Consider the following 16461-nt stretch of genomic DNA (forward strand, 5'->3'; position numbering starts at 1 on the left):
AACTGATGTTTCATTAAATCCAATTTTTCCTTAGTATGGGTACATTTTTTCATAGATTTACTCTATTATTCCTTTTTCTAATCAACAACTGTTTAATCCTAGAAAAATACAAAACAAGTTTCTTATATATCATTAATAGATAGAAATAATCATGTTCCGCTATCGTTAATTACAATAAATCACCTGCAAATGAAACTAATTCACTGAGTTTTACTTAGATTTTCTACAAATCTATGCAAATCCCTCAAGGTATTACATCTATGACTTTTGTATCATTTTTCAAATATTGATATTATTATCTAAAAAATAGGAATTTTCTATATAGTAAATCATTTTTTTATTTTTATTCTATTTTTGATATTCAGAATAGGTAATTATCAAATTTTTAATATACACATGCTCTATTTCTTTAGCGTGTTAAATCGGAAAAATTTATTATTCTCTTAACTGTCAGATAATACTATATAAATTTGAATCTTTTTTATTTTGTGCACAATGATTTTTTTGGTATATTAAATAGGAGCTTCACAAAAGGCTTAAAAATTGTATAAGGGGGATTCATATGAATAAAAACAAAAAGTTTTTATTACTAACAGTCCTTGCAGTATTTTCATTAGTACTTGCTGCATGTGGCTTCGGTGGAGATTCGTCTGAAAAATCAAAAGACGACGGTAAAGATGCTGGTTCATCTGAAACAACTTCATCAGGTGGCGAATTAAACTTAGTAGTAGCTTCTGAGCCACCATCATTACATCCGGGATTAGCAACAGATACAACTTCTAGTGCAATTCTTACAAACGTATTTGAAAATTTAACATCTCTAGATGAAAATGCTAAACCAGTTGCTGCTGCCGCTTCTGACTGGACAATTAGCGATGACCAAAAAACTTACACGTTCACATTACGTGATAATAAATGGTCCAATGGAGATCCAGTAACGGCAAAGGATTTCGAATACGCATGGAAATGGGCATTAAACCCAGATAATCTTTCTGAGTATGCTTCAATCTTTTACTCAATTAAAGGCGCTGCTGCTTACAACAGTGGTGAAGGTTCTGCTGATGACGTAGGTGTTAAAGCGGAAGATGACAAAACTTTAGTAGTTACTTTAGAAAACCCAACTCCTTACTTCTTAGAATTAACAGCATTCAAAACATATGCACCGTTAAATCAAAAAGTAGTTGAGGGTAATGAAAACTGGTACGCTGATGCTGGTGATGACTATGTAACAAACGGACCATTCACTTTAAATGAATGGAGACACAACGATACAATCGTATTAAAGAAAAACCCAGAATACTGGGATGCTGATAAAGTTTCTTTAGAAACTGTTAATATCGGTATGGTTGAATCTGAAACAACTGCAGCTACAATGTTTAAAGCTGGAGAAATTGACTATCTTGGTGCTCCATACCAAACTATTGGACTTGATGTAATTGATGGATTCAAAGCAGATGGTTCATTAAAAATTGCTGACCAAGCTTCTGTATATGTCTATAAATTAAATACAAAAGATAAATTTACTGGAAACGCTAACATTCGAAAAGCGTTAACATTAGCAATGAATCGTCAAGGTTTAATCGACAATATCACTAAAGGGGAGCAAAAACCTGCATTAGGTATGGTTCCAATCGCTGTTAGTGGTTTTGAAGAGGACCGTGGTTACTATAAGGATAATGATATTGAAGGCGCAAAAGCTGCACTTGAAGCTGGTATGCAAGAACTTGGTATTAAAGATCCATCAGAAATCACTGTTAACATTTCTTTCAACACAAGTGAAGGACATGCTGCAATCGCTCAATTTATACAAGAGGGCTGGACAAAAAACCTTGGTATTAAGGTAGGTCTTGATAACTCAGAATGGCAAGTTTACCTTGAGAAGCTTAACCAATTAGATTACCAAGCTGGACGTCTAGGCTGGACAGGTGACTATAACGACGCATATACATTCTTAGAAATCTATGACACTGCTGACAACGGTAATAATGATACTGGTTGGGAAAATGCAGAATATAAAAAATTATTAGATCAATCTAATTTAGAAACAGATCCAGCTAAACGTCTTGATCTTCTAAAACAAGCAGAGGCAATCCTAATGAATGAATTACCTGCTGCTCCTATCTACTACTACACTAATCTTTCTGTAGTACAAGATAACGTGAAAAACATTCAAGCGGATGTTCTAGGTAACATTCCACTTAAAGAGGTTGTAGTAGAAAAAAAATAATTAATCATATTATTTTATTTCGGTTTTTAGCTCTACAGCAAAGAGCTGCCTCGTAGCCACTACGGCGCGAGTCAGCTCTTTTTAAAATACGAAGGCATATATTTGTCTGAAAATTGACAAATAGAAGGAGGAGTTTTATGTGATTAAATATATTTTGAAAAGGCTGATGTATATACTTCTCGCGCTTTTCGTCATCGTAACGGTTACGTTTTTCTTAATGCGTCTCGCTCCCGGTAGTCCTTTTGCGAGTGAACGTAATTTCCCACCTCAAATTGAGGAGAAGTTAAACGAAACGTATGGATTAAATAACCCTTGGTATGTACAATATAAAGATTATTTAATCGATACGGCCACTTTCAATTTCGGTGAGTCAATGAAATATAAAGCGCGTTCTACAAATGATATGATTTCTGAAAGTTTCCCTGTTTCTTTGACATTAGGGATTGAAGCTATGCTATTAGCAATTGGATTCGGTATTTTAATTGGCGTAGTTTCCGCGCTATATCATAATAAGTTCCCGGATTATTTGGCAACGTCCTTTGCGGTGCTATTTATATCAGTACCTTCATTTATTTTGGCAGGTTTAATGCAGTATTTCTTAGCCTTTAAACTAGGTTGGTTCCCTATCGGTGGATGGAAGGGCTTTGTTTATAGTATATTACCAGCCTTTGCAATCGCTTTCTCGCACATGGGCTTTATCGCAAAATTAACACGTTCAAGTATGCTTGAGCAAAACAATAGTGATTATGTAAAAATGGCTCGTGCGAAAGGTATTGGTAAATGGACAATCGTATTCCGCCATACATTACGAAACGCCCTTCTACCAGTTGTAACGTACCTTGGTCCATTAACTGCTGGTGTTGTAACAGGTAGTTTCATTGTTGAGCAAATTTTTGCTATTCCAGGACTTGGCAAACACTTCGTTCAAAGTATTACAAACCGTGACTATACAGTAATTATGGGTACGACGGTGTTCTATTCCATCATCCTTTTATTTGCAGTATTAATCGTAGATATTCTATATAGTGTGATTGATCCGCGTATTAAACTGAAAGGAGCGAAAAAGTAATGACACAGCAACAAATTGAAAAAGATAAGTTTAAGATTGTTGGTGGCAATCATGAAGCAACGGATAAATTAGCTGATAAATCTGTCTCCTTTTGGAAAGAAGTATTTCTCCGTTTCTCTCATAATAAAATGGCCGTTATCGGGATAATTATTTTAGTCATTGTTATTTTAATGGCTATTTTCGCACCTATGTTTTCCCAATATAAATCAAGTGACCAGCTAGGTGTTTACAATGCACCTCCCTCTGCACAATTTTGGTTTGGGACGGATGATCTAGGTCGTGATATTTTCGTTCGTATTTGGGAAGGAGCTCGTATTTCCCTATTTATCGGAATTGCTGCAGCGATTATTGACTTAATTATTGGCGTTATTTGGGGAAGTATTTCAGGTTTATCAGGTGGTCGTGTTGATAATATTATGATGCGTATTGCCGATGTTTTAACAGCTGTACCTTACCTTTTAGTTGTAATCGTACTGTTAGTTGTCATGCAACCTGGGCTATTCCCTATGATTGTTGCCCTGTCCATCACTGGATGGATTACCATGGCACGTATCGTTCGTGGTGAAGTATTATCTATTAAAAACCAAGAATATGTTCTTGCTGCTCGTACATTAGGTGCTAGTACAAGTCACTTAATTATTAAACACTTAGTTCCGAATGCTCTTGGTGCCATTTTAGTAACGATGACTTTAACAATTCCATCTGCTATTTTCACTGAATCATTCTTAAGTTACCTTGGTCTTGGGGTCCCTGCTCCAACAGCTTCCTGGGGTACAATGGCTTCTGAGGGTAATAAAGCCATTGCGAATGCTCCATGGCGCTTGATTTTCCCAGCGGTATTTATCTCACTAACAATCTTTGCGTTTAACGCAGTTGGTGACGGCTTACGTGACGCACTAGATCCAAAACTACGTAAATAAGGAGGTGGCCGAAATGAGTAAAACAATTTTAGAAGTAAAAGATTTAAAAATTAACTTTAAAACATATGCAGGGCTTGTCCATGCAGTTCGTGGTGTAAACTTCGATTTAAAAGAAGGTGAAACACTAGCAATCGTGGGTGAATCTGGTTCTGGTAAGAGTGTTACGAGTAACGCCTTAATGAAATTAATTCCACAGCCACCTGGTATTTATGAGTCAGGACAAATTTTATTTAACGGCCGTGATTTAATTCCACTAACTGATAAAGAAATGACAAAAGTACGCGGGAACGAAATCGCTATGATCTTCCAAGATCCGATGACAAGTTTGAATCCAACGATGAAGGTCGGACGTCAAATAACCGAAGTAATTTTACAACATAAAAAAGTTTCAAAGGCTGATGCTAAAAAACGTGCAATTGAACTTTTATCACAGGTAGGCATTCCCTTCCCAGAAAAACGTTATAAACAATATCCACATGAATTTTCAGGCGGGATGCGTCAACGCGTTGTTATCGCCATTGCACTTGCGGCTGATCCAAAGCTGCTTATTGCCGATGAGCCAACAACAGCATTGGACGTTACGATTCAAGCACAAATTTTAGAATTAATGAAAGAAATCCAAAAAAGTTCGAAAACATCTATCATCTTCATTACCCACGACTTAGGTGTTGTGGCTAACGTTGCTGACCGTGTAGCAGTTATGTATGCTGGTCAAATCGTTGAATATGGTACTGTCAATGATATTTTCTATAATCCAAAGCACCCATACACATGGGGTCTACTAGGTTCAATGCCTGATTTAGATAATGATACAGATGAGTTATTGCGCACGATTCCTGGTTCACCACCGGATCTTACAAACCCACCTAAAGGTGATGCATTTGCAGCACGTAACGAGTTCGCAATGGCTATTGATTATGAACAAGAGCCACCGATGTTCCAAGTAAGCGACACTCATTTTGCAAAAACTTGGTTGTTACATCCTGACGCGCCAAAAATTCCACTTCCAGATGCGGTTGCTAAACGTATTGAGGGCTTTTTAGCGAAGGAGGCAGAATTCAATGACTAAAACGGGTGCAAAAAAAATACTTGAAATTAAAAACGTAAAGCAATATTTCGGTTCACCAAGCAACCCTATTAAAGCTGTTGACGACATTAGCTTTGATGTCTATGAAGGTGAAACACTTGGCCTTGTTGGTGAATCAGGCTGTGGTAAATCGACGACTGGTCGCTCGATCATTCGTCTTTATGATATTACAGGTGGCGAAATTATTTTCGACGGTGAAAATGTCCATGGTAAAAAATCAAAAAGCGATTTGAAGAAATTTAACCGCCAAATGCAAATGATTTTCCAAGACCCTTACGCTTCTTTAAACCCTCGTATGACAGCTGGTGAAATCATTGGTGAAGCCTTTGATATTCATGGCCTTTACAAGGATAAAAAGGAACGTCGTGAGAAAATTCAAGAGTTACTTGAAGCTGTTGGTTTAAACAAAGAGCACGCGAATCGTTACGCACACGAATTCTCTGGTGGTCAACGTCAACGTATTGGGATTGCCCGTGCACTAAGCTTAGATCCTAAGTTTATCATTGCCGATGAGCCAATTTCTGCGCTTGACGTATCTATCCAAGCACAAGTTGTTAACTTACTAAAAGAATTACAAAAAGAGCGTGGCTTAACCTATCTTTTCATTGCCCATGACCTTTCTATGGTAAAATACATCAGTGATCGCATTGCTGTAATGTACCGTGGTAAAATCATGGAAATCGGTAAAGCAGATGATATTTACAATCACCCTGTTCATCCGTATACAAAATCTTTACTATCAGCTATCCCACTTCCTGATCCAATGTCAGAGAAACGCCGTCAACGTATTCAATACAAGCATACAGAAGTTGATGAAAGTGCTTCTTACCACGAAGTAGGCGATCAACACTATGTTTATGGTACTGCTGATTTAGTAAAAACTTGGGTTTCTAACCGATAAAAATTTTAACTCCTATCAACAGTATAATTACTGTGATGGGAGTTTTTTAATTTAATTCTTTATTACCCATGTTCCTCAGTAATGTAAACCTAAATAAATTCATAACCTATCGGTACGTTGAATTCACCTCACTCCTTTATTCTATATGAAAAATATAGTAAATAAATACCATTTTTGTAAAATATATTTAAAAATATTAGAGAATATATTAAAATATAGTTAATACGAATAAAGGGGTGTATTCAAATGAAAAAATATATGAAACTTATTCTTGCGACAGGTTGTTTAACAATATTTTTATTTAGCATCGGTTCAACAACTGCGTCCGCATATCCAGGTCCATGTCATAGTCCAAAGCCTTGTGTGATTAGACCATAATGTTTGATAAAAGGCAGCTGAATGCTGTCTTTTATTTTATTGATTTTAAACCTAATCAAACAATATTTCTGGGTTGATATTTTTTCTGGAATAACTAGCTGCTTTAATATGTATTAAACTATAATACTTTTATAAAATTCGGCACCTTTAAATGCAATTATTTTTACATTTAAAGGTGCCCTATTTTCTTGTCTCTTCATTCAATTCATTTGATATTCAATTACCTTCTTGATTTTGGATTTAATGCATCTTTTAAACCTTCACCGATAAAGTTTATCGACAAAATCACTAACGTAATAGCAGTGGCAGGCGGTACCCACATCCAAAGCTTATCCTTTAATACATCTGAGTTTCTAGCTTCGAACAGCATATTACCCCAACTTGGCGTATCTGCTGGTACACCAAATCCTAGGAAGCTTAAACCAGATTCAGCAACGATCGTTACTGCCATTATCAACGTTGCTTGTACAATAATCGTCGAAGCAACGTTCGGTAGTAAATGCTTAGTAATGACCTTGGAAGACTTACATCCAATTGATTGGGATGCTAAAATATATTCATTTTCCTTTTCAGCAAGTACCCTACTTCGTACAACCCTCGCAACACCACCCCACGCTAACAGCGAAATAACAATAATTAAAGTCCATAGGCCTGATATTTTTCCAACCACAATCGAGTTTAATACAATTACAAATACCATAAATGGGAACATTAATACAAAGTCAGTAAATCTCATTAATATTTGGTCAATCTTTCCACCAAAGTACCCTGAAATGGCACCAACTGTTGTTCCAATTAAAACAATAAATAACATACAGCTTAATCCTACTGTTAATGATGATCTACCAGCATAGAGCATTCTTGTAAATACATCTCGTCCATTCGTATCTGTGCCCAACCAGTTTTCACTTGATGGCGGTTGACTTATTTTTGTAAAATCTACACGGACAATATCTTTCGTGGTGATGTATGGTGCAAGGAACGATAGAATGATTACAATTAATAAAAATAGAAGACTAATCATGGCTAATTTATTTTTAAAGAACTTCCTTCTTGCGATCACCCATGGTGAGGGGCTTTTTTTTGGCGATTTCGGCGTTAAAACTTCTTGATCTGTTACCAATGTCATATTTCCCCCTCCTTAATCCAATCTAATTCGTGGATCTACTACACCATATAATAAATCCGCAACCAAATTCCCAAAAAGTGTCAAAAGCGAAAGTAACATAGTGATCGACATCATGACTGCATAATCCCTTCTTCCAACAGATTCTAGGAAGAGAGCACCTATTCCAGGATACGTAAAGATTGTTTCTGTTATCACTGCACCACTGATTAATGTTGCGATATCAAAACCAAGGAACGTAATAAGTGGAATAATGGAGTTACGTAAAATATGTTTGTTGTAAATTTTAGATTCTTTTGTTCCCTTTGCTCTTGCAGTTCTTACAAAATCTTTTCTACTATTTTCGATAATGTCATTTCGTAAAAATTGTGTATAGGAAGCTGTCCCCATTAATCCCAATATAAGCGCAGGTAAGAGAACATGGTGGAGTTTACTTACAAAGTAATCTAAAGTTCCTGGCTCTAAACCCACACCTACAGAACCATTGAATGGAAACCATCCCAATTTAAATGAGAAAAAGTAAATAGCAACAATCCCCGCAACAAATGATGGAATTGCTAAAGCTAGATAATTGTACGTTCCAATCAAATTGTCACCAAGTGTATAAGGTTTTCTACCAGCATACATGCCCATAATAAATGCAAATATGTAGGTAATAACTAATGATGTAAATGCTAAGAATATGGTATTAGGAATACGCTGTACAATAATCTCTGCAGCAGGTTTTTTATAAACAGTTGATTTGCCAAAATCCCCTTGTACAAAACTAACAATCCATCTACCATATTGCTGGATAATTGGATCGTTATAGCCTAATTTTTCTCTCATTTCTTCGATGTATTGTGGATTCGTATTAGAAGGATCAATTTCACCAGCAAATGCATCTCCTGGCATCATTTTTGCTAAAAAGAATACCACCAACGAAATAAGGAGTAACAATGGGATCATGCCAAGCAGTCGTCGAAGTGTATATTGAAGCATGTAACGTCTCCTTATCTTCAAATTTACTAACTAAGTCCTCAACGGAGGACTTAGTAGTAGGAATATAGACTTTTCTTTATAAGTCTAAAAATTATTCTTGGACATTCCACTTATAAACGTCTGTTTGGAAACCAACAGCGTTGATATGAACACCTTGTAAGCGATTATTAATGCCGTATAAATCCATGTTTTCCCATAATGGAAGGGCAGGTAATTCTTCGTTGAAATGTTTTTGCCATTCAACATATGTTTTCATACGTGTGTCTTTGTCAAATGCTTCTTCACTTAAGCCTTTATTTAATAATTCTTGGTTCTTCGCGTCTACCCAACGACCATAGTTCCACTCTGCGTCATTGCCCCATAAACCTGATGGATCTGGATCTGCTCCAGTACTCCATGCCCCGAAGAATGCTTCTAATGCTGCATCATCGTTATCTTTCATATCATTGTATAAGTTAAACTCAATTAAACTACCTGTAGCTTGTTCTGTTTTCACACCGATATCATTCCATGATTGGATGATGGCTTGAGAACGGCCTTCAAATGCTGCTGAACCAGCATAGTGACCAAATGAAATCTTAAATGGTTGACCATTTGGATCTTCTACAAAGCCATCACCATCTTTATCTACATAGCCTGCAGATGTTAATAGCTCTTTTGCTTTTTCAGTATTAAATTCATATTGATTTAAATCTGATTCTGGAGCAGCAGTCCAGAAAGTAGTTGGAATCACTGTATTGGCAACTGCAGCTTTTCCTTCTAAGAAAGCATCGATCATTGCTGGACGGTTAATAGCATATAATAATGCTTGACGTAATTCTTTTGATTTAAATTTATCAACATCTGCCACATTTTTTAGCGTAGCTTTATCGCGGTGACCAAAACGAAGACCAATGTATGAATAACTAACACCATTTGTTTCTTCAATACGTACGTTATCTAATGCTGTTAATTCTTTTACTGACTGTGGTTTAATAGCCATGATGTCAATTTCTCCGTTTTGGAACGCACCTGCTGCTAATGATGGGTCAATTACTTTTACAATGACACCATCTAGTTGTGGTTTGCCTTTCCAGTAATCATCAAAACGCTCTAATTCAGAATACTCACCATCTACAACCTTTTTCACTTTAAATGGTCCTAAGCCAACAGGATTTTCACGAACCTGTTTAGATTCCGCTAAATCTTTTACAGCAATACCTTCATAATGTTTCTTCGGCATTGGGTTTGACCATAGGTTTTCTAAGTTATTAATTTTCACTTGTTCAAACGTAATTTTCACAGTGTATGGATCAACAACTTCAATACCTTCGATTTTGTCAGCCTTACCTTCTTTTTTAGCTTTTGCACCTTTAATTCCTTCTGCATAATTGTAACGAGGTCCATCATAATCTGGATCCGCAAGAGTTTCTAATGCAAATACCCAGTCATCAACTGTTAATTCTTCACCGTTATGCCATTTCACGCCTTTTTGGAATGTAAATGTATACGTTAATTTATCCTCACTGATTTCCCAAGAAGCTAAGTTAGGAACGTATTCTAAGTCATCATTTACATCATAAATACCTTCCATTGTAAAACCTTGAATATAGCTATCTACAATACTACCTGAATACGCTGGGTCATATACGCCCTCTGGAGCAGTATCTGTACCAAATGTTACAACTCCACCTTTTGCAGCCGTATCTGTTGTTGCGGTTGTGTCCCCGCTAGGTTTCTTTTCACTTTCTTTTTCTGTTGATGATGAGTCATTATTACATGCTGCTAAAAATAATGCCATAACTAGCAAAAGCATGAATGACCATAATGCTGATTTCTTCATTCTTATCCCCCCGTAAATTTTATTTTGTCATGAACTAATATTCACCTTTTTTAGCTTAATATAAATGGCAAGCAACACTATGCCCTGACTTCACCTCCTTTAAGACTGGTTTAGTTAATGAACATTCCGCCATTGCCTTTGGGCATCTTGGGTGAAATGGACAGCCTTTTGGCGGATTAGCAGGACTTGGTATATCTCCCTCTAAAACAATACGGCTATTTTTCATTCTTGGATCTGGTACTGGTATGGCAGAGATTAATGCCTGTGTATAAGGATGTAATGGCTCATCATAAATATGTTCCTTATCTGCTATTTCTACAATATTTCCTAGATACATTACACCGATTCGATCACTCATATGCTTGACCACGCTTAAATCATGCGCGATAAATAAGAATGTTAAATCAAACTCATCTTGTAGTTCTTTTAATAGATTCAGAACTTGTGATTGAACCGATACATCTAATGCTGAAACAGGTTCATCGGCAATGATAAGTTTCGGTCTAAGTGCTAGTGCTCTAGCAATTCCAATACGCTGACGTTGACCGCCTGAGAACTCATGGGCATATTTATAATAAGCATCTTCAGGTAAGCCAACTTTTCTTAATAGCTCTATTACTTCATCTTTTAATGATTTCAATGATTTGTTACTGAAATTCATAATTGGTTCTGCAACAATATCACCAACCATTTGCATCGGGTTTAGTGATGCATATGGATCCTGAAATACCATTTGAATATCTTTTCGTATATCCCTTAAAGATTTTCCTCTCAGTTTTGTAATGTCTTGACCATCAAAGATAATTCTCCCATCAGTTGCGTCTAGTAATCTTAAAATAGTGCGTCCAGTTGTAGATTTCCCACAACCTGATTCACCCACTAGCCCTAACGTTTCTCCATTTTTAATCGAAAAAGAGATGTTATCAACTGCCTTTACATGACCAACAGTATGTCTTAAAAATCCACCTTTAATGGGGTAGTATGTCTTCAAATCAATAATTTCCAATAAGTTTTCTTTGTCTTGTTTCACGACTGTTTCATTCATGCTGTCAGCTCACACCCTCTCTAGTATTGCAACCCTTGTAAAGTAAACATGAAACTTCATGACCCTCATCTATAAAGGACAGCTTCGGTGTTACCTTGCTGCATTCAGACATAGCCGAAGGACATCTGTCTACAAAACGGCAACCTAACTGAGGCATATTTTTTAAAGAAGGCACAATCCCTTGAATTGTTGTTAGTTTTTCAACTTCTTCATCGATTCTTGGAATAGAGGCCATTAATAGTTTTGTATATGGATGTTGAGGATTGTGGAATAAACTATCCACATCTGTTCGTTCAACAATTTTCCCAGCATACATGATGATCACTTCGTCACACATTTCTGCTACAACACCTAGATCATGTGTAATAAGAACAATGGACATATCATTTTTTGTTTGAATCGTTTTCAATAACTCTAAGATTTGAGCTTGTACCGTCACATCAAGCGCTGTTGTAGGTTCATCAGCAATTAATAATTTAGGGTGGCAGGCAATAGCAATAGCAATCATTACCCTTTGTCTCATACCACCAGATAATTGGTGAGGGTACTCATTGATAATATGATCAGCTCGTGGAATACCGACTTGTTTTAATAATTCAATTGCCCTATTTTTAGCCTCTGCCTTTGACATATTAGAGTGATTTAAAATAATCTCTTCGATTTGTGAGCCTATTGTAAAAACTGGATTTAAAGATGTCATGGGCTCTTGGAAAATCATACTAATATCTTTTCCTCTAATCTTATTCATTTCATCACTTGAATACTTTTCTATGCTCTTGCCTTGAAATTTTATTTCTCCGCCAGTGATTTTACCAATTCCTTTTGGAAGAAGTTGCATGACTGAAAGTGACATCACACTTTTTCCACACCCTGATTCACCGACTACCCCCACAATTTGCCCCGGTTTGACGGTAAAAGAAACATCATCAACAGCATGATAAATCTCCCCATCTATATCAAATCCGGTTTTAAGGTTTTTCACTTCTAACATTAAGCTCATTTAGTATCACACCTTTAATTTTTTTACTAAAAATCACTACATCCTTTATGTAAGTAATAGAATCATATGTCTAAAATGTATTCTTTAAGTAAAAGATGTAACTAGAAATTAGCTCTTTAAGATTTCTCACAAGATTAAATATTCCGAAAAATAAAGACAAATGATGTTAAACCTATTTCAAAATTATATTCGGTAAAAAAAACACTAAATCTTAAAGCGACTGTCTACTTACGCATAATAATGACCCTATTTTCCAAATATAAAAGTAACTGGATTGGTATATAATATTCTGACAATTAGGCGTAATGCTATTTTATCTGGAAATAATACATTTAATCAAGTGAATTTTTACAATTCTTATAATCTTATATACAAAATAATCCATACATCTATTCCAATTCAAATTGATTCTTTTTCTTTCTTCTACACTGAACATTTGTTCATTTTTAGCTTTATTCACCTAAAGTATCATTTTTTTATTTTACTAATATAACAACAGCATAAACATACGTTCCTATTGCATCAATCTAAATTTTACTTTTATTAGGAAAACATGAATATAAAAGGGTTTTATCTTTTTCGCTAACTAACAAAATGATTCTAAATTTTCAAATTTATTATTAATGAATAATTTTATCTGTTACAGTGTTAAATAAATGAAGTGCATTATACTACATTAAAAAAATAATTTATTTTTACAATTTCTTTATTCTTCGTCCCATACTTCTTTACATTTAACAAATATAATTTTCTTTTCAGGACGTAAAAAAAAACAAAAAAACAACTATCAACAAAAATATCGATAGTTGTTTTGTATGCATTTTTTTAATTTTATATTCCAGTAACTCTATTTTTCACGGCTACTTTAAGAAGATTACTGTAATATTATAGCTCTCCTGCTTTTAACTTTCCATGCCACTCTTTTAAGAATGGAATATCTTCTTCTTTGATAGCACCTGATTCATTTGCTGCTTCAATTAAATAATCGAAGTTTGTTAACGATACATATTGGATGCCAGCCTCATCAAATGCTTGTTCAGCTCGTGGAAGATTGTAAGTGTAGACACAAACAACTCCTAGTACTTCACAACCTGCTGCACGCAATGCTTCAACTGCTGTAATCGAAGAACCACCTGTAGATACGATGTCTTCCACCACAACGACTTTTTGACCTGCTGCGTATTTTCCTTCGATTTGATTGCCACGGCCATGTTCTTTCGCTTTTGAGCGTACATAAACCATTGGTAATTCCAAAATATCGCTTACCCATGCTGCATGTGGAATACCTGCTGTAGCCGTTCCTGCTACAATTTCTGTCGCTCCAAAGTTCTCTTTAATAACAGCTGCTAAGCCATTCGCTAGTTGTTTACGAATAACAGGGTCAGAGATTGTTAGACGTGTGTCACAATATATAGGTGATTTAATACCAGATGCCCATGTAAATAAATCTGTTGGATTTAATTCTACAGCACCAACCTTTAACATAGCGTGTGCAATTTCATTTTGTAATGTCATAATTTATGCCTCCCATAATTCATTTACGATTTTATATGCTGCTACTGGATCCTGTGCACCTGTTACAGCACGTCCAACTACGATAAGTGATGAACCATCACGTTTTGCCCCATCGGGTGTTGCAATACGTTTTTGATCGTGTGCAGCACCGCCTGCTAGGCGAATTCCAGGTGTTACGCGAAGAAAATCATCTCCACATACTTCAGCAATTGCCCTTGCCTCGTGTACCGAGCAAACGACACCTTGTAAGCCAGCTTGTTTTGTTAGAGTTGCATAATGCAAGACAGACTCCTGTAAAGATAGAGCAATTTTTTGCTCCGCTTGCATTTGTTCTTCTGTTGTTGATGTTAATTGTGTAACGGCGATTAATGCTGGACGTTCTTTGCCTGCTGGTGTTCCCTCTTCTAGCCCTTCTAGTGCAGCCTCCATCATTGGACGACCGCCTGCTGCATGGACATTGACTAGGCTTACCCCTAGTTTTGCTAAACCCTTCATAGCAGAGCCTACTGTATTTGGGATATCATGCAATTTTAAATCAAGGAAAATATCATGACCTAACTCTTTTACTTTTCGAACGATATCTGGTCCTTCTTGCATATATAATTCCATACCAATTTTCACAAAAAGAGGCTCATTGAAGTGTTTTAAAAAATCGAATACTTCTTTTTCTCCTGGAAAATCTAATGCTAGTATAGGTTTAGTATTCATCAACGATGGCTCCTTCCAATAATATCTGTTATCTGTTCTACCCCTAATGCGTCAAGTTTTGCTGGTAATTCATCAATAATATTTGGACAAACGAAGTGATCCACGAAGTTTGCTGTTCCTACTGCTACAGCTGATGCACCTGCTGACATAAAATCGATGACATCCTGTGCTTCTGTCACACCACCCATGCCAATTATCGGAATATTGACAGCCTTGTACACCTCATAAACCATACGGATTGCTACAGGTTTTACAGCAGGACCTGATAGGCCACCTGTGCCATTTGCTATGACGGGCTTCCCTGTACGTTCATCTAAACGCATACCCACTAATGTGTTAATCATTGTTATACCATCTGCTCCGCCAGCTTCCACAGCTAAAGCAATATCCACGATATTTGTTACATTTGGTGATAGCTTCACATATACTGGCACAGTTGATACTGCTTTTACCGCCTTGACAAGCTCACGTGCTGTGTCTGGATCTGTCCCAAATTGAATGCCACCACACTTAACATTTGGACATGAAATATTCAGCTCCAAAGCTTTCACATTTGGTGCTGTTGAAATACGTCGTGCTACTTCTATATAATCTGCAGTCTCTGTTCCAGCAACATTGGCAATGATCGGTACATCATAGCCCTCTAAAAATTTTAATTCCTCATTCATAACTTTTTCAATGCCAGGATTTTGTAACCCAATTGCATTTAACATCCCTGCCGCTGTTTCAGCCACTCGTGGTGTTGGATTTCCTGCACGAGTTTCGACCGTCGTTGCTTTAATCATAATCGCACCTAGCTTTGATAGATCATAAAGCTGTGCATATTCACGTCCAAAGCCAAAGCAACCGGAAGCTGGCATAATAGGGTTTTTTAAATCTAAACCTGGTAATTGAATGTTTAAACGACTCATAATGCCACCGTACCTTTCGGGAAAACTGGACCATCAGAGCATACTTTGACATAATCTTTTGCTACTTGATCTGTTGTTTTGCATACACATGCAAAACAAGCACCAATACCGCAGCCCATACGCTCTTCAAATGATAAATAGCCCTCTTTTTCAGGATAAAAACCCTCTAATGCTTTTAACATTGGTAATGGGCCACAGGAATAAAAGACATCAAATTCAGGTGCTCGTGACTCTAATACAGTTGTGACAAAGCCTTTTGTTCCTTTCGAGCCATCAACTGTAACATAATGCGTTTCTCCCAGTGCAGTAAATTCCTCTTCATAGAAGCAGACATCCTCTGTTTGAAAGCCTAATACATGAATAGTTTTCACTCCACGAGCATTTAATTGTTTGGCTAGTTCATGTAATGGAGGTACACCGATTCCACCGCCTACTAATAGTGCAGTGCCCCCCTCTTGTATAGCATCTACAGGGAAGCCATTGCCTATTGGTCCAAGGACATTGACCTGTTGGCCTTCACGATTTGTCGCTAGCACTTTGGTACCGCGACCCTCCGCACGATAAATCATTGTAAATTCATTGTTGTCTTTATCAATATTCGCAATACTAATTGGTCGACGTAAAAGCGGCTCCAATGAATCCGACACCTTTACATGGACAAACTGGCCAGGAGTCATATCCTGAACCAGTTCACCATGAAGTGTCAGTTCGAAAATGTTTGTCGCAATTTGCTTTTGAGAGACGACCGTCATTTTCTCTTGACGTATCATA

14 protein-coding genes are annotated in these 16461 nt (G+C 36.6%); 5 read left to right on the forward strand and 9 right to left on the reverse strand.

The features are described from left to right. The first annotated feature begins 562 nt into the window (after window positions 1-562). The 5 genes from AO843_RS13655 to AO843_RS13675 all read left to right on the forward strand — a co-directional run bounded on the left by AO843_RS13655 (window position 563) and on the right by AO843_RS13675 (window position 6204). Window positions 563-2227 carry a peptide ABC transporter substrate-binding protein gene (locus tag AO843_RS13655; protein ID WP_054611649.1) on the forward strand — a complete coding sequence of 555 codons (1665 nt, stop codon included), beginning with the start codon at window positions 563-565 and terminating at the stop codon, window positions 2225-2227. 139 nt (window positions 2228-2366) lie between these two features. Continuing rightward, window positions 2367-3296: an ABC transporter permease gene (locus AO843_RS13660; RefSeq protein WP_054611650.1), complete on the forward strand. Its 930-nt coding sequence runs from the start codon at window positions 2367-2369 to the stop codon at window positions 3294-3296. Next, window positions 3296-4216: an ABC transporter permease gene (locus AO843_RS13665; protein WP_054611651.1), complete on the forward strand. Its 921-nt coding sequence runs from the start codon at window positions 3296-3298 to the stop codon at window positions 4214-4216. The genes AO843_RS13660 and AO843_RS13665 overlap by 1 nt, the downstream gene beginning before the upstream one ends. Window positions 4217-4229: 13 nt before the next feature. Continuing rightward, the gene (locus AO843_RS13670) at window positions 4230-5285 is read left to right on the forward strand and encodes an ABC transporter ATP-binding protein (protein ID WP_054611652.1); all 1056 of its coding nucleotides are present in this window, start codon (window positions 4230-4232) and stop codon (window positions 5283-5285) included. Further along, window positions 5278-6204 carry an ABC transporter ATP-binding protein gene (locus tag AO843_RS13675; RefSeq protein ID WP_054611653.1) on the forward strand — a complete coding sequence of 309 codons (927 nt, stop codon included), beginning with the start codon at window positions 5278-5280 and terminating at the stop codon, window positions 6202-6204. The genes AO843_RS13670 and AO843_RS13675 overlap by 8 nt, the downstream gene beginning before the upstream one ends. A 598-nt stretch (window positions 6205-6802) precedes the next feature. On the opposite strand, the gene opp4C is transcribed toward AO843_RS13675, so the two are convergent. The 9 genes from opp4C to AO843_RS13720 all read right to left on the reverse strand — a co-directional run bounded on the left by opp4C (window position 6803) and on the right by AO843_RS13720 (window position 16460). Beyond that, window positions 6803-7711 carry an oligopeptide ABC transporter permease gene (gene opp4C, locus AO843_RS13680; protein WP_054611654.1) on the reverse strand — a complete coding sequence of 303 codons (909 nt, stop codon included), beginning with the start codon at window positions 7709-7711 and terminating at the stop codon, window positions 6803-6805. Between the two features lie 12 nt (window positions 7712-7723). After that, entirely contained in the window at window positions 7724-8689 is a 966-nt protein-coding gene (gene opp4B / locus AO843_RS13685) for an oligopeptide ABC transporter permease (RefSeq protein ID WP_054611655.1), read from the reverse strand. Window positions 8690-8780: 91 nt separating this feature from the next. Next, window positions 8781-10511, reverse strand: coding sequence for an oligopeptide ABC transporter substrate-binding protein (opp4A, locus tag AO843_RS13690; protein ID WP_054611656.1), 1731 nt, complete (start codon window positions 10509-10511; stop codon window positions 8781-8783). A gap of 55 nt (window positions 10512-10566) precedes the next feature. Further along, window positions 10567-11556, reverse strand: coding sequence for an ABC transporter ATP-binding protein (locus tag AO843_RS13695; RefSeq protein ID WP_054611657.1), 990 nt, complete (start codon window positions 11554-11556; stop codon window positions 10567-10569). Between the two features lie 4 nt (window positions 11557-11560). Beyond that, window positions 11561-12556: an ABC transporter ATP-binding protein gene (locus AO843_RS13700; RefSeq protein ID WP_054611658.1), complete on the reverse strand. Its 996-nt coding sequence runs from the start codon at window positions 12554-12556 to the stop codon at window positions 11561-11563. Between the two features lie 885 nt (window positions 12557-13441). Continuing rightward, window positions 13442-14071, reverse strand: coding sequence for an orotate phosphoribosyltransferase (gene pyrE, locus AO843_RS13705; RefSeq protein ID WP_054611659.1), 630 nt, complete (start codon window positions 14069-14071; stop codon window positions 13442-13444). A 3-nt stretch (window positions 14072-14074) separates the two neighbouring features. After that, window positions 14075-14779, reverse strand: coding sequence for an orotidine-5'-phosphate decarboxylase (gene pyrF / locus AO843_RS13710; protein ID WP_054611660.1), 705 nt, complete (start codon window positions 14777-14779; stop codon window positions 14075-14077). Beyond that, the gene (locus tag AO843_RS13715; protein ID WP_054611661.1) at window positions 14779-15690 is read right to left on the reverse strand and encodes a dihydroorotate dehydrogenase; all 912 of its coding nucleotides are present in this window, start codon (window positions 15688-15690) and stop codon (window positions 14779-14781) included. The genes pyrF and AO843_RS13715 overlap by 1 nt, the downstream gene beginning before the upstream one ends. Beyond that, complete coding sequence (locus AO843_RS13720; RefSeq protein ID WP_054611662.1) at window positions 15687-16460, reverse strand: dihydroorotate dehydrogenase electron transfer subunit; 774 nt, start codon at window positions 16458-16460, stop codon at window positions 15687-15689. The genes AO843_RS13715 and AO843_RS13720 overlap by 4 nt, the downstream gene beginning before the upstream one ends. Window position 16461 lies beyond the last annotated feature (1 nt).

Source organism: Lysinibacillus sp. ZYM-1 (assembly GCF_001308875.1).
GTDB lineage: Bacteria > Bacillota > Bacilli > Bacillales_A > Planococcaceae > Lysinibacillus.

Coding starts and splice junctions, on each gene's coding strand:
- AO843_RS13655 (WP_054611649.1), top strand. CDS start 563: ATGAATAAAAACAAAAAGTTTTTATTACTAACAGTCCTTGCAGTATTT.
- AO843_RS13665 (WP_054611651.1), top strand. CDS start 3,296: ATGACACAGCAACAAATTGAAAAAGATAAGTTTAAGATTGTTGGTGGC.
- AO843_RS13670 (WP_054611652.1), top strand. CDS start 4,230: ATGAGTAAAACAATTTTAGAAGTAAAAGATTTAAAAATTAACTTTAAA.
- AO843_RS13675 (WP_054611653.1), top strand. CDS start 5,278: ATGACTAAAACGGGTGCAAAAAAAATACTTGAAATTAAAAACGTAAAG.
- opp4C (WP_054611654.1), bottom strand. CDS start 7,711: ATGACATTGGTAACAGATCAAGAAGTTTTAACGCCGAAATCGCCAAAA.
- opp4B (WP_054611655.1), bottom strand. CDS start 8,689: ATGCTTCAATATACACTTCGACGACTGCTTGGCATGATCCCATTGTTA.
- opp4A (WP_054611656.1), bottom strand. CDS start 10,511: ATGAAGAAATCAGCATTATGGTCATTCATGCTTTTGCTAGTTATGGCA.
- AO843_RS13695 (WP_054611657.1), bottom strand. CDS start 11,556: ATGAATGAAACAGTCGTGAAACAAGACAAAGAAAACTTATTGGAAATT.
- AO843_RS13700 (WP_054611658.1), bottom strand. CDS start 12,556: ATGAGCTTAATGTTAGAAGTGAAAAACCTTAAAACCGGATTTGATATA.
- pyrE (WP_054611659.1), bottom strand. CDS start 14,071: ATGACATTACAAAATGAAATTGCACACGCTATGTTAAAGGTTGGTGCT.
- pyrF (WP_054611660.1), bottom strand. CDS start 14,779: ATGAATACTAAACCTATACTAGCATTAGATTTTCCAGGAGAAAAAGAA.
- AO843_RS13715 (WP_054611661.1), bottom strand. CDS start 15,690: ATGAGTCGTTTAAACATTCAATTACCAGGTTTAGATTTAAAAAACCCT.
- AO843_RS13720 (WP_054611662.1), bottom strand. CDS start 16,460: ATGATACGTCAAGAGAAAATGACGGTCGTCTCTCAAAAGCAAATTGCG.